The organism is Photobacterium sp. GSS17 (assembly GCF_028621875.1).
GTDB classification, from domain to species: Bacteria; Pseudomonadota; Gammaproteobacteria; order Enterobacterales; family Vibrionaceae; genus Photobacterium; species Photobacterium ganghwense.
The window spans coordinates 1,290,724-1,305,199 of sequence record NZ_CP117518.1 but is presented as its reverse complement, the minus strand read 5'-3'; the positions used below and the strand labels follow the sequence as shown (position 1 = coordinate 1,305,199).

The following is a 14,476-nucleotide window of genomic DNA, read 5'->3' as shown; positions in this document are numbered from 1 at the left end:
AGCCGGTTTGCTTACTACAGCATGCTTTAGCGTAAAAAATGCGCTGGTAAAGCACTTTGTGGTAAAGCACTTTGTGATAAAGCCTCCGTTATCGACTCAGATAACGGAGGCTTTTTGTTTATTAACGTTTACGTTTTAGCTTGGAATCAAACCGTCCGGACTGAGGTTACCGCGCGCTGTTAACTGCGCATGTTTGATCAAGAGCTTTATCCGAGCGTGATTTTTCAAAAGCGATTAACCACAAGCGATTTATTCGTCGCGACTAACTAATAACAACCCCAATACTGAGCAATGCCATCACCATAGCGGTCAGCATACCAATCAGTGGGCCAATAAAGCGTAGCCAGGAAGAGTAAGCCACCCGCCCGATTGCCAGGCCGCCCATCACGACGCCGGAGGTTGGTGTCACCAGATTCGGTAATCCGGAAGCAGACTGATAAGCCGTTACTACCAGTTCACGCCCGACCCCGACAAAATCGGCCAGTGGGGCCAGTACCGGCATCGACAGTACCGCCAGACCGGAGGATGATGGCACCACCAGACAAAGCACCGCTTCCACCCAGTAAATCGCATTGATGAACGCAATATCATTCAGCCCGCCCAACAGACCTTCGGCATAGTGCAAGATGGTATGGGTGATATTCCCGTTATCCATGACGACCACCAGCCCCCGGGCAATTGCGATGATCAATGCCACACCCAGCAGATCCCTTGCGCCGTTGACGAAACTGTCCGTGATTTCTACTTCTGACATCCGGCCGACAAAGCCGACTACGATACTCGCGCCGATAAACAGCGCCGACAGTTCGGCCATCCACCAACCGGCAACTGAGACACCCCACATCATGACGGCGAACGTCAGGCCGAAAATTGCCAGAATCGCTTTGCGGGTTGTCGTCAGCTCAGGTGTTTGTTGCTGCTTACTGTGCAGGAAGTAACTGAGGTTGTCTTCGCGCTGGTGGGCGACAATAGACTGTGCAGGATCTTGTTTGACTTTTTCGGCATAGCGCATGACATAAATCACACAGACCAGCCAGCCAAGCACGAGGATAAGCGCACGCAGGGCAAAGCCATCCATAAAATTGATTTCAGCGGCATTAGAAGCGATCACCGTCGCAAATGGGTTGATTGTTGAGCCCAGGCAGCCGATACCGGCCCCCACCATGATGATTGCGACCCCGACAATACTGTCGTACCCGGCTGCAATCATGACCGGGATCAGAAGGGCATAAAAAGGAATGGTTTCTTCTGCCATGCCATATACGGTGCCGCCGAGCGCAAACAGCCCCATCAGAATCGGAATCATCCATTTTTCCCGCCCGGCCAGTCGTTTCATGGTGCCTGAGATACCGGCATCAATGGCGCCGGTTTTGGTAACCACCGCCAGAAAGCCGCCGATCACCAGCACAAACAGGGCGACATCGACGGCCCGTGCCGCATAGCTGCTCGGGTCATAGAAACCCTGAATCGGAGCCATCAGTACTTCGACCATGCCTTGCGGATTCGCATCGACGATCTGGTACGTACCAACCTGCGGCACCATGCGCCCGAGCGTTTCGTTTTTCTCCATCTGATACTGTCCGGCCGGAATGACCCAGGTCAGCACCGCCATCAGGACGGTCAGTATCATCAGAATGGTGTAGGCAGAGGGAAATTTGAGTTTTGTCATAAGGGTGTCCTCTTATCTTTCAATGGGGCCGTAGCCCCATCACGCGGGCGTTGCTCGCCTCTTGTTGTGCAATCTTATCCGTCGCATGTTGTTGATGCGTTTACGCGACGAAATCCATGATTTCCTGTGCAGACAGGTTATTCAGTCCCATTTTTTTCAGCGTTCTGCCTGTCTCGAAATAGTTGGTTTCGTTATAGGCGTTGTCGATGTGCAGGCATGAGGTCACCATGGGGGTATCGATCCCTACCAACTGTCCCAGCTCATAACACGGCACCAGCAAATAAGCCGCATCTTCCGTGATATAGCGGTTGCTGGCGGAATTCGGCGCGCTGTTGAGTTTACCGTGGGTCTCTGACGTGCGGTTCACTTCGTACACACTTTCACACGCCATGTTGTACAGGGCGTTCATGGCATCCAGTTCCGGTTGCAGCGTCAGACCAAGTGCTTGGCCCACGGCCTGCCGTTCAGCTTCCATCACTGCCGCTGCTTTTGCCGTCGAGACGGAGCAGCAGTCCTTATAGTAATTGAACTGGCCGTCAAAGTTCTCCAGCAATCCCATGTTGAGGGTGGTCAACAGGGGGTGGCCGCCAAAGTTAATGTTTTCTAACCCGGCTTCTATCACGTTCCCCAAGGGTTTCAAAGGCAGAGGCATAACAGGTTGCAGCTTAGTTATCGCCGCTTCGGTTTGTGTGACAGGAAAAGCCGCCACAGGCAGAAATTCTTTCATTCCGAGAATCGCGATGTCAGCAGGGCCGACAATTCGGGTTGCCCACGGAATTGAAATGGCATCGACAAACGTGATGTTGAGGCTGCCGTAACCTTGCTCCTGCTTAATGCGGTTCAGGACCAGTGAGCCATAGTTGCCCGGCATCAGCATGATAATCTGGCCATCCCTGAGGTGTGGCAGCATCTCAGTGAACAGGGGCTCCTGGGCAAAGGAAGGGACGGGTAAAATCAGCAAATCGCTGAAGGCGATGGTTTCGGCCAGATCGCGGCTGATGGTGTGGATCGGCTGAAAGCCAGCATAGGTCAGTGGCACATCGTTGTAGCGGGACAGCGCACGGATGCCGCCCTGCTGTTCGATGTCCCGTAGCGGCTGATCAAAGCCCGGCGCACCATACAGGCACACATTCGCACCCTGCAGAGAGAAGTGATACGCCGCAGTCAGACCGGCATTACCTGAGCCGATGACAGAGACACGAGGGTTCATAGGTTCTTCCTTTTTGTTATCTGGTTTATCCGTGTTCCAGACTAGGGAAGAACCGTATTCAGCCGCCAATGAGCAAGGTGGCGACCACTATGCAAAAAAGTAATACTCTGTGTGTGACATGTTCTTAACTATTTGATTTGTTGATAATTGCTTTGAGTGAGGCCGCTATCACCCACAGGCGCGTTAGTGTGAAGTGAAGCGGCCAAGGTCTGTTTAAGACCTAGCCGGGGTGGTATTCATTCAGATCACGCATTGGACCAATTTTCAGGCGAATGTCCATTTGATCAGCCTGCAGCATGAACTGCTCAACAAACTGCTCCGCATGGCGATGGATAGGCTTGAGCGCCGGGTAAAGAATATCGAACTCAAACGGCAGGCTGAAAGCCAGCGGCCGCATCACGACTTGCGGATGCTCATCTTCCATGTAGGCCGTAAAGGGGTCAGTGATGGCAATTCCTACGCCTTCCCGAACCAGTGCCGCCGCCGTGCTGGCCAGCGAGACTTCGATTTGTTCTCTGGTCGCCAAATCGTACCGGCGGAGCAGGGCGTCGATCCGACGCTGGGTAACATCTTTTTCATGGCGGATAAGAATGTGCCCGGCCAGGTCGGTAATGTCGACCACCGCAAGCAAGGCCAGCGGTGAATCGGCAGGTAGCAGGCAAACACATTCACTTTCCACTCTCTGCGCTTTCACACCGGCAAGAGATTCATCCACAAATGCAAAGCCGATATCGGTCGTCTGGCTTTGTATCCGGCGAATGACTTCCTCTGAGCGGTAAGTTTTAAAGCCAACTTTTAATTGCGGTGCATTGGTCAGGAGTTTCGCCAAGATACGGGGCAGAAACGCGTTTGACAGCAGCGGCATGGCAGCAATATTCAGGCTGCCGAAATGGTGGGAGCGGATGGAATTTGCGGCATGGTCCAGCCCGGATACGGCGTCGAAAACTTTGGCAACTTCCAGGTAAAATGCTTCCCCTTCATCACTGAGTTCAAGCCGGTTACCTTTGCGGATAAACAGCTTGAACCCCAGCCTTTCTTCCAGGGCGGCTAACAATCTGCTGACGGCGGGCTGACTAAGATTAAGACGCGTTGCGGCGGCGGTTACGGTCTGGCATTCCACGACGGCTTTAAACGCATTGAGCTGAGCTAACTTCATACTTTGCCACAAAAGCGGCCGAGCTTTGGCCGCAACACAATAAAGGGTCAGTTATAAGCAGTAACACCGTAAGGGGCAATGGTTTTTAGTGATTGCCTCCCCAATTTGCCTGTGTCATCAACCTCTGAATTGGACAGACTGGGCTGATCCGCACGTATACGCTTGATTTGTGATGTACTCATGAGCTTCGGTGACTTCTCTGTACCCACTTATCATTACCGCCTTAAGTATTGACATCACTATCGTCATTAGGCTAATTTGCCGCCAATTGTTTTTAAACAGCTCTCTACCATGTTGTACATTCTTTTTAAGAACTTCCTTAGAAGACGTCGCTCCGCGCAGATACACGATGAAGTGTTGCTCGGAGCTTGATAAACCTGAATCTTCATCAGATGTCATGTGCGTATTGGGCGCAGGTGTTATAGCACCTGTCGGTTACCTGTACGACAACATCTGATTTCAGTAAGAGAAACAGGTAGAGAGAGTCGGCCGGTGATGCTTCATCACCGGCTTTTTTGTATCTGAAATTCGTCAGTGAGCGATTCAGGTACAAGGTTTAATCGAAAGAGTAACCTCGGGGCCGGTGCATTCCATGCATCCGGCCCCTTTTTTATGGTTTAAAAACATGAGCTTATTAACTATTAAAAATCTGACTTATCAGGTGGCAGACAAACTGTTGTATCAGCAGGCAAATTTCTCGCTTCATCCTGGTGAGCACCTTGGTGTAACCGGAAACAATGGGGTAGGAAAAAGTACTTTGCTGAAATTGCTGCAGGCGGAGTATTTGCCGGATCAGGGCGACATTAGCTGGCAACCCAGCGTGATCGTCGGGTATCTCGATCAGCATGCGCAGGTTGATCTGACCCTGTCGATTCACGCTTATCTGGCTTCGGCATTTGTAACGTTATTTGAGGCTGAAAAGGCGCTGATGGCCTTATATGCCGATATGGCGACGGATGCTTCGGCATCTTTGCTGAACCGCGCGGCGCAGTTGCAGTCTTTGCTGGAGAAAGAGCATTTCTACAGTCTGGATCACCGCATTGAGCAAGTGGCAAATGGGCTCGGGATCGACTGCTTCGGTCTGAGTACGCTTATGGGAAATTTGAGCGGTGGCCAGCGCCATAAGGTGATGCTGGCGAAACTCTTGCTGCAACAACCGGATGTGTTGCTGCTGGATGAACCAACCAATTACCTCGATACCGATCACGTCACCTGGCTGGGTGAGTTTCTGAGTCAGTATCGGGGAGCTTTCATGGTGGTGTCGCACGATACGGCGTTTCTCGACAAGATTGCAAATGGCATCTGCGACATCGACTTCAGGCAAATCCGCAAATACAAGGGGCATTATGCCAAGGCGATGGCGCAGAAAGCACATGAGCTGAGCAATCAGGCCAAACAGTTTGATGCGCAGCAACGCGAGATCCAAAAACTGGAGCAGTATATTGCCAAAAATGGTGCTGGGGTGAATGCCAAAATGGCTAACGGACGTAAGAAGCAACTGGCGAAAATTGAGCGTCTGGACAGGCCTGGGCACAAACTGACTCCGGTGCTGAACTTTGCCTCTGCGCCGCTCAATGCCCAGCACGCTATTGTGGCTCACAACCTGCACATTGGATATCAGCATCCGTTGTTACCCGCTATTAATCTGCATGTTCAGCGTGGTGAGAAGATTGCGATCACCGGCTTCAATGGCCTGGGAAAATCGACATTGTTGAAAACCCTGATTGGGGAAGTGACACCGCTGGCGGGACAGGTAGAAACCGCCAAAGGGATCCAGTGGGGCTATTTTGCCCAGGATTTGAATTGGCGTTATCCCGATAGCACACCGCTGCAGGTTGTACGGGCGGCATGTTTGGCACTGAATGATAAAACGGCGCGTCAGAAACTGGCGCAGTTCGGGATTTCTGGCCGCAAAGCACAGCAAGCGCTGGCAACGCTGAGCGGCGGGGAGCAGACCAAAGTCAAACTGTGTTGTCTGGCCGTGACCAACACCAATGTGCTGATTCTTGATGAGCCGACTACACATTTGGATGTGGATGTGAAATCGGCGCTGAAAGAGGCACTGATCCGTTATCAAGGTACTGTGGTTATTGTCTCCCACGAGTCTGAGTTTGTCAGCGGCTGGCCGGACAGGGTGCTGGATATTTCGCGGCTGGGGCATAAGCACCAGATCAGTGAGCATCAGGAGGCTACTCATGGTTAATCGTCACCATAACCAAAAATTAATGCCTTTTGTATTGTTTATGGTGGCGTTTCTGGTGGGGGCCGACGAGTTGCTGCTGGGGCCGATTCTGGCACCTGTCGGGGACGACCTCGGCGTTGCACCGGAGCGGATCACCTTGTTCATTACGGCTTACAGCCTGGCCATTGTTTTTGCGGCACCGTTCTTTGGTCGATTGTCAGACAAGATTGGCCGCATACAGGTAATCCTGCCGGCTTGTGCTTTGTTTGGCCTGTCGTCGGTGGCGACCGGATTGACGGATCACTTTGGTCTGGCGCTGGCGACACGGGTTATGACCGGATTAGCCAGTGCAGGCATGCTGCCGATTGCGTTCGCATTGGCCGGGGATCAGCCGGGATCAAAATCAATGAAACAGATCGTGCTGGTACAGGCGGGGCTGACGCTGGGAATGATCACTAGCCCGGGGATCGGCGCATTACTGACGGCGTTTCATTCCTGGCGATTTGCGTTCATTGGGCTGGGCTGTGCGGCGTGGTTGGTCACGCTGTTACTGTTGTTGGTCAGTCGGAAAGCAACACCGCCCGTATCGGCGTTATCTGCAACGGCTTCTGTGCCTGATTTGTTAGTACCCGATCTGTTAGTACCTAGGCAAGCCAGCTTCCGCCCTCTGTTGATTCCGGGAGCATTGGGTGCATTGCTGGCCATGGGGTTTGGCCTTGGCGGCGGCATCGGGGTCTTTAATCTGGTAGGGCAACACTTGCGAGATACAGAAGGGCTGACTGTCGGATGGACAGGCATGATGTACGCGGGACTTGGGGTCGTCAGTGTACTGGGGAACATGGGCACATCTCATGCAATGAAGCGGTTGGGGAGCGGTCGTGCTGTGATGCGGAGTGCGCTGATGGTGTGCATGTTCAGCAGTGTTTGCCTGTTTAGTCCGCTCGGGGAACTCAGTAGTGAGCAACAGACGAGTTGGTGGGCTATTACCTTGTTGCTGGTGGCGTGGTCACTGGCTGGGGGAGTTGGCTCTCCGGCCCTGCAAAATCATATTTCGCAGCTTTCTGAACGCCACCGAGGTGCACTGATGGCATTGGGCATGAGTATGATGCACCTTGGCGTTGCCGTTTGGTCGGGCACTGCTGGTTTTGCTTACACGCAAGGGGCCGGATGGGTCGCCGCTTTGTCTGCGGTGTTGTTTTCTGTCGCCATTATTGCATTGAAACCGGCAGAGCGGCCAATGGAGACCTCGGCCACCGAATAAACGACAGCAGAGCGAATCCATAACCCGATAACGTCCAAGGCGGCTTTCTGCAAAGACAGCCGCCTTTTTATTAGGTGCAGGTTTGCCATATGTGCTGAATCGGATTCTTCGCTGAACTGAAGAGTGTGATCTTTTGCCCTCTGAATTGTAACCATCACAAGAAATGGCAGGCCATTTCTTGTAGCGACTCGAAGGCTGTATAAAAAACAAATTGCGTATGCTTGTCGAAGTTGATGTATGTCTATGGAGTCATATTCTTATTTCACTGTGTGAAATAAATAAGGAAAAAAGATGAACTGGACTGCTTCTGCTATCGCGCTCACCGTTGGGGCTGCGTTGTGCTCTTCCCATGCTTTGGCTTTGACTCAACAGCAAATCAATCAGTTAGGTGACACCGTTGATCTTTCGTATCACGTTCTGGATAACACGCAAGATGAATGGCGTACATTCCGCGGCAAAATCACGCTGAATAATACCGGACAAACCGAACTGCCGGCCTCTGGCTGGTCTATCTGGTTCAGCCATATCCGCCAAATCCCGACTGTGTACAGTGACCAGTTCACTATCAGTCATATTAACGGCGATATCTTCAAACTGTCGCCTACATCAGCTTTTAAAGGATTGGCAGCCGGACAATCACTGGATATCGTTTTTGACGGCTCAGACTGGGCAGTAGCAAAAACGGATGTCATGCCAAACTGGTATTTTGCCTCTGAGCATCAGGGGGTACAGGTGACGGCACTGATTAAAAGCACCAGTAACTCGGTAGCCGGTTCGGTACCGGTGAAACCGGATGAAGAATTACCGTTTGTGGCGGATTTTACCAGTGCCAAGCAATGGAAACGTTACGACTCCGCGAGCCTGACAGACCACTATGATCCTTTTACCCCAGCACAACGTTTTGAACGCAACGCAGAACTCACGGCGCTGGTTAACCCGGTAGGCATTGTGCCCGCACCGACTGAGCTGGTGTTGGGTGAAGGGCAGGTCAGCCTGGATGACAGCTGGAGCGTTGTTTATGACGCGGGTTATGAAGTGGAAGCGGAATACCTTGCCAAACAATTGGGTCTCAACGCAGTGCCCTGGTCACCACAAACAGCCAAGACCATTAAAGTCGGCTGGGGGCAGGTGTTGCAAGACCATAAACTTCGCTGGCGTGAAGCATACCAGTTGAATGTCAATGCGGCACAAAATCACATTCAGATTCATGCTGTCGATGCCGCCGGTGCCTTTTATGCCGCTCAGTCACTGTTGCAGTTGGTTGATAACCGGATCGTTCCGGCCGTGAAAATCAGCGATGCCCCACGTTTTGATTACCGAGGCTTTTCGATTGATACCTCGCGTAACTTCCGCAGTAAAGACAATATCCTGAGCCTGCTGGATCAAATGGCTCGGTTTAAGCTGAACACGCTTCATTTACGATTGGCCGATGACGAAGGCTGGCGAATTGAGATTGCGGCACTGCCGGAGTTAACGGACATTGGCGCAAAACGCTGTCACGACCCGGATGAGCGTACCTGCCTGATGCCATTCCTTGGCGCAGGGCCGGAAGGCACCCCAGAATCAGACGGTTTCTACACCGCAGCGGACTATCGTGAGATTCTCGCCTACGCTAAAGCGCGCAATATTACCGTGATTCCGGAAATTGATATGCCGGGCCACGCCCATGCCGCAATCAAAGCGATGGAAGCTCGTTATCATCGCCTGATGGCAGAAAACAAACCCGCTGAAGCGGCGGAGTTCCTGCTGAGTGATCCGCAGGATACCACGCAGTATTTGTCTGTTCAGATGTTCACCGATAACGCCATCAACGTGTGTCTGGAATCCGGCTTTAACTTTGCCGATGTGGTCGTTAAAGAACTGGTTGCGTTGCATGACGGTATCCAGCCGTTAAAAACCTTCCACTTTGGTGGCGATGAGATTGCCGGAGCATGGAAAAATTCCCCGGCCTGTGCAGATTTCTTTGCCAGCAATGACAAAGGAATCACCAACGCTGATCAGTTAAGCCAGTATTTTGTTGAGCGTATCTCTGCGATTACCGCCGGATACGGCCTCAACTTAGGTGGCTGGGAAGATGGCCTGATGCATGGCGAAGTGTATCCACGCAGCGCGATGGTAAATGCGGAAGTGACCGGAAATGCCTGGCAGAATATCTGGGAATGGGGTGTGGCCGATCGCGCTTACAAGCTGGCGAATAACGGCTTTAACGTAATACTCAACCACGCCACTCACCTGTACTTTGACCATCCATATGAGCCGGATCCGGCTGAACGTGGTTATTACTGGGCACCACGTTTTATCGACACCCGTAAGACATTCGGTTACATGCCTGATGACGTGTATGCCAATGCTGATTTCACCCGCGCTGGTGTCGCGATCAGTAAAGCAGAAGTGCTGGCATCGGCCGCGGATGATGCGAAAAAGCTGGTTCATCCGGAAAATGTCGTAGGAATCCAAAGCTCACTGTGGGCTGAAACCGTGCGCACAGAATCTCAGTATGAAGGTATGGTCTTCCCGCGCCTGATTGCGATGGCCGAGCGTGCCTGGCACGAAGCCGGTTGGGAAGCGGATGATCGTGCAGGCAAGGCGGCAGATGTGACTTATCGTGACCAGGACTATAACCGCTTTGCGAACCTGCTGGGCCAACGTCTGTTCCCGATGCTTGAGCAAGACGGTATTGCTTTTAACCTGCCAGTACCGGGAGCGAAGTTAGAGCAGGGTGTGCTATTGGCCAACTCCCCATTCCCGGGGCTGGCGATCCAGTACTCCACGGATCAGGGAGCAAGCTGGCAAGCCTACAGCAGCCAGAATCCACCGTCAGTCACTGGCCGTGTATGGCTTCGCACTGTATCTGGTGAACGCAGCAGCCGCATTGCGAAACTGCACTGAGGTTCGTTTTATTAGTTGAAACGAAATAGCCCGGACATACGTTCGGGCTTTTTGATACATAGAGGAAGCTGCGTAGGTAGCGCTCAATATGGGGGTAGGAGTAGATAGTTATCATTAACAATGAACAATCATATTTACTAAATTACCCGATCAGACAATATTGTTTATGTAGCGTGACCTAATCGTACAATTTGCACTTAACATCACGTAACTCACATTTGGACAAAAGCATGTTAGGACTTTTGCTCTAATGAAAGGATTTCAGATTACCAAAAGCACGGAAAAGCTCTAAACCTGTGGTCAGTTTTACTTGACCACTACAGAATGGCTATACGTAGCCAAAATATTCGACTTGAGGAGTTCGCGTTTTATCCCATCTTTTTTGATAATTAGCAGGTCTATCCCGCTCTTTTGCGTATGTAAGAACAAGCCGACGCTTGGCACGGGATACACCAACAAAGAAAGCACACCGATTAGCATCTTGATCCCCAAAGAATATTTCGTTCTCAACGGCCATAATTATCGTTGAGTCGAACTCCAATCCTTTGCTCTTATGGATAGTCAGAATACGCACAGCCTGATCATCAGAGAAACGAGTCAAGGCTTGAGGCAAATCGGGGGTAAGTTCAAGCAATTCTTCAATGTGCGCTTTGGTATCTCTCACAACTTCACCTAACCTAGCATGTGACTCATAGTCAGGCGAGAGAGCTACAAGATTCTCCATTCCTATTTTCTTCAGAAACCTACACACAGAATCCCACCATCCCGAAAACGGCTCATCCAACAGCTCGGTCATGGTGATGATTTTTCTCTGCTCCTTGAAGAAGCGTTGGAAGCTTTGCCTAGCGCTAGACTGCACCTCATCATCAGCAAAGGGAATCAATTGATTCATAAGCCGAATCCAAGCTTTGGGCTCTCGCTGGCCATAGAGGCAGGACAAATAGTCAACAACAAGCCTTGCGGCAGGTTCGACAGTAATATCCTGCATATCCTGCTCGTTCCGGTACGGTATTCCCCTAACTTCCAATGCCGTCATCAAGTGGTTGGCATAAAGATCTAGTTGTTTGGACACTAATACGGCGATTTCGGACAACGGAACCTTTTCATTTCTTATCCACCCGGCAATCAAATCGGCCAAATACTCAGCTTCCCCCTGTGCATTCTCGAATTGCCATGCGAAAACCTCTCCCTCCTCACCAGCAAGTTGGTGATCAGGCATAACGGAAGCTGGATCAAGCACACGAATTATCTCGTTCTGCATCCGAAGCAGGCGTGGTTTTGAACGAAAGTTTCGGTACATGTTTAGTGGTACGGCAGAAAAATCCTTAGCGAACGTTTGGAAAATTCCGTCCAAAGCTCCTGCCCATCCCATGATTTTCTGCTTGGTGTCACCGACAGCGGTAAGACGAATGCTTGTACTTTGGAAGGCTACCTTAACGAGTTCATATTGCTGATCCGTGCAGTCTTGGAATTCATCCAAGAAAACATCGCTGTAAGTTTGGCGTATGGCATTTCTTGCGACAGCAGAGGCCTTGAGAATTTGAATTGCTAGCGGCACAAGATCATGAAATGTAATTTGCCTTCTTGTGACTTTTCTTTCGCCAATCGAATAATCCATATCCAGAGCATCATTACCAGTAAGCACTACTCGGAAACGGTCAATAATACGCTTTGCAAACGCATGAAATGTGTAGCTATCAAAACGGGAAGCTAGTACTTGTCCACAGCGTCGCTGGATTCGCTCCTTCAAATTTTTGCTGGCGTCAACTTTGAAAGATATAGCGAGTATTCTTTTCGGATAAGGGCAGGTCCCGGTTCGTAGGAGAAAGTCAGCTCGCTGTGCAAGCATTTCCGTCTTGCCCGCGCCTGGCCCCGCCGTCAGAGCAAGACAGTTCTCTTGTTCCTTCGCAGCCAGCAATGCATTGGGTTCAAGCGTTAGCCCATCAGCTGGCTTCCATGCATCTATAGATATCACTCCGGAAGCTCCGCGAGCTTGGCAATAACGGCATCAGCGAGCCGCCCAAATGATTTTGGCATATTAGACAGTAAATTCTTGTCACTAATTTGAGCCAAAGCATCTATATGCGCAGTGGGCTTGCTGCCCAATTTGAATCGCTTATGGTAAGTATTAAATAGCTTTCTTTCTTTTAGAGAATATTGCTTAGGATTATGATGAGAGTTTCCAAGAACCGCTTTAACAGTTGAAACAGTAGGTGCCTTGTAGTTTTCCTTAGAGTACTGTTCAGGAAAGGCTAATAACATTGAAAAATCTAAATCTAACGGCTCAGAAAAAAATATATATTTCTTTTCCAGCTCTTTAAATAGATCCTTTGTACCATCTTCAAAAAAAAAGTGAGTTCGGATAGGTATAGACTCATCATTCCAAGCTGAAATTCTCCATTTATCAGGTAATGCATGAGCTGGGGTCAACTTTTTCAGTTGGTCATTTACATATTTAATACGCCCCCAACCACCATTATGTCTTGATACATCGAGATCCAGAAGCGTTATGTATGGAATCTCAAGTGCAGATAGCAGACGCCAAAAATGGTTAACATGTCGTCCTCCCAAGGGAGCAACCGTCACCGCAGATTCATCAACAGGTACCCCTTTCGCACTGAAAATACGTGGTAACACTATTTCTTCGCTATCCCCTTCACCCAAAACAACCAAACGTGAGAAGTAGATTTCAGGGAATGCTTGGACAGCCTCACGTACAAACTTGTGCGCTTCATCTTTTCTAGAGGGCAATTGGATTTTCGTAATTTTTGATTGCCGAGTTTCGGTAAGTCGAAGATATCGAATATATTCCGGATCGACACGTCGCAACATCGACGGAGCATGCGTAGCAATTAGGGCCTGAGCATCTTCGTTGCTCGTCATTGAGTTAAGAGCGCTAACAATTCTTCCCAAATAGTGAGGTGAGAGGCTGTTCTCGGGTTCCTCAAGGGCTATTAAAGTGAAGACTGGCGGACGCAACTTTTCAGGGTCAAAAGAGTCGTCCTCACCGGCAAGGACAGCACGACCAACAGCTTGAGATGAGAGAACCAACGATAGATAGAGCATCGACTTCTGACCGTCACTGAGTCGAGAAAAATCGACAAGATTGTCATCATGTCCAGGCGAGAATGATACGGACAAATGACGAAGCAACGCCTCGATCTCAGATGCCACAAAAGTAATCTTGGGATCTGTAAAGTAGCTACCTTTATGAAGGGTGATCCATGTTTTCTTCAGGTGGGCACTTAAAGCATTGACCGATGGATTAGCAGCCAAACTCTCGCTAATCTGGTCGGTGAACCCTTTGACCTTTTCTCGTTCATTTTCCCAGTTCACGGCACGTAGCAATCGGCCAAGCAGCGCGCTCGTTCCGTATGCAATGTGGTCTGTAGGGTCTCTTCTTGCAGGAAGATAGTGGACTTGTATGTGATTTCGTTCTGATCTGGGAACTGCTTCGGGATTTAGAGGTGAACCGTCCGGGTTAGCTTCAAGCACATACACAAAAGTCTCATCAATATCCCCATCTAGGCCCATAGTGGCACTTAGGCGATACCGTACCCGAGGAATTCCATCAGGGTCATCAAGGCGCATGTGACTGAAATGGGGAGCAACGGTTGAGTTATCTTCTTCACCCTCCAACTCGGGGAACACAAAGTCCGCCTCAATCCATAACTGCCTTTCTTCGGGTGCTTCTTGTTCATCGTGCGGGACATGGAAGTCTGAGCGCTGAATACGGCGTAATGATGGATCAAATGCGAACAGTCGGCACAAAGCCTGGAGTGCAGCAGTCTTACCTGAGCCGTTGGGGCCAATCAGATAAGTAATATCTTCCAGTGCCAGTTCTGTTGGTTCTGCACCAAAACTTTGAAAATTTGATATCCGAATACTGTGCAGTTTCATCCTTGTCCCCAACTCCGAATTTATTGAGTTTCTTCTATAAAGATCTGGAATGGCTTTCCATCTTTTAGCTCTACGATATTATCAGGCTCAGAACAAAACTGGTAAGGCCTGATTTTTATAGACACTCTGTAGCATTACTAAAATTTGGTCAATTAGTGTGTATCACACCTAGCCTAAATTTATGATGCTGACTCGCAATGGGGCAGATG

General features: G+C 50.3%; 8 protein-coding genes. 3 read left to right on the top strand and 5 right to left on the bottom strand.

Going from position 1 to position 14,476, the window contains the following annotated elements; translation table 11 throughout:
• Window positions 1-262 precede the first annotated feature (262 nt).
• The 3 genes from PGW97_RS22340 to PGW97_RS22330 form a co-directional block, all read right to left on the bottom strand.
• A complete protein-coding gene (locus tag PGW97_RS22340; protein WP_273859872.1) occupies window positions 263-1,669 on the bottom strand; it encodes a YfcC family protein in 1,407 nt (468 codons plus the stop codon).
• Between the two features lie 100 nt (window positions 1,670-1,769).
• The gene (locus PGW97_RS22335) at window positions 1,770-2,879 is read right to left on the bottom strand and encodes an NAD/NADP-dependent octopine/nopaline dehydrogenase family protein (protein ID WP_273859871.1); all 1,110 of its coding nucleotides are present in this window, start codon (window positions 2,877-2,879) and stop codon (window positions 1,770-1,772) included.
• Between the two features lie 220 nt (window positions 2,880-3,099).
• Window positions 3,100-4,035 (bottom strand): LysR family transcriptional regulator, encoded by a 936-nt coding sequence (locus PGW97_RS22330; protein ID WP_273859870.1) that lies wholly within the window; start codon window positions 4,033-4,035, stop codon window positions 3,100-3,102.
• A gap of 625 nt (window positions 4,036-4,660) precedes the next feature.
• Here PGW97_RS22330 and PGW97_RS22325 point away from each other — a divergent pair.
• The 3 genes from PGW97_RS22325 (at window position 4,661) to PGW97_RS22315 (ending at window position 10,367) form a co-directional block, all read left to right on the top strand.
• Entirely contained in the window at window positions 4,661-6,238 is a 1,578-nt protein-coding gene (locus PGW97_RS22325) for an ABC-F family ATP-binding cassette domain-containing protein (protein ID WP_273859869.1), read from the top strand.
• Window positions 6,231-7,478: an MFS transporter gene (locus PGW97_RS22320; protein WP_273859868.1), complete on the top strand. Its 1,248-nt coding sequence runs from the start codon at window positions 6,231-6,233 to the stop codon at window positions 7,476-7,478. The genes PGW97_RS22325 and PGW97_RS22320 overlap by 8 nt, the downstream gene beginning before the upstream one ends.
• 291 nt (window positions 7,479-7,769) lie before the next feature.
• The gene (locus tag PGW97_RS22315; RefSeq protein ID WP_273859867.1) at window positions 7,770-10,367 is read left to right on the top strand and encodes a family 20 glycosylhydrolase; all 2,598 of its coding nucleotides are present in this window, start codon (window positions 7,770-7,772) and stop codon (window positions 10,365-10,367) included.
• A gap of 328 nt (window positions 10,368-10,695) precedes the next feature.
• On the opposite strand, the gene PGW97_RS22310 is transcribed toward PGW97_RS22315, so the two are convergent.
• Both PGW97_RS22310 and PGW97_RS22305 read right to left on the bottom strand, forming a co-directional pair.
• Window positions 10,696-12,342 (bottom strand): UvrD-helicase domain-containing protein, encoded by a 1,647-nt coding sequence (locus PGW97_RS22310; protein WP_273859866.1) that lies wholly within the window; start codon window positions 12,340-12,342, stop codon window positions 10,696-10,698.
• Window positions 12,339-14,267, bottom strand: coding sequence for an ATP-dependent nuclease (locus PGW97_RS22305; protein ID WP_273859865.1), 1,929 nt, complete (start codon window positions 14,265-14,267; stop codon window positions 12,339-12,341). The genes PGW97_RS22310 and PGW97_RS22305 overlap by 4 nt, the downstream gene beginning before the upstream one ends.
• Window positions 14,268-14,476: the final 209 nt, after the last annotated feature.

Bases quoted from the DNA above. Each gene is read 5' to 3' on its own strand.
- PGW97_RS22315 (WP_273859867.1), top strand. From the start codon at position 7,770: ATGAACTGGACTGCTTCTGCTATCGCGCTCACCGTTGGGGCTGCGTTG.
- PGW97_RS22330 (WP_273859870.1), bottom strand. From the start codon at position 4,035: ATGAAGTTAGCTCAGCTCAATGCGTTTAAAGCCGTCGTGGAATGCCAG.
- PGW97_RS22305 (WP_273859865.1), bottom strand. From the start codon at position 14,267: ATGAAACTGCACAGTATTCGGATATCAAATTTTCAAAGTTTTGGTGCA.
- PGW97_RS22320 (WP_273859868.1), top strand. From the start codon at position 6,231: ATGGTTAATCGTCACCATAACCAAAAATTAATGCCTTTTGTATTGTTT.
- PGW97_RS22335 (WP_273859871.1), bottom strand. From the start codon at position 2,879: ATGAACCCTCGTGTCTCTGTCATCGGCTCAGGTAATGCCGGTCTGACT.
- PGW97_RS22325 (WP_273859869.1), top strand. From the start codon at position 4,661: ATGAGCTTATTAACTATTAAAAATCTGACTTATCAGGTGGCAGACAAA.
- PGW97_RS22340 (WP_273859872.1), bottom strand. From the start codon at position 1,669: ATGACAAAACTCAAATTTCCCTCTGCCTACACCATTCTGATGATACTG.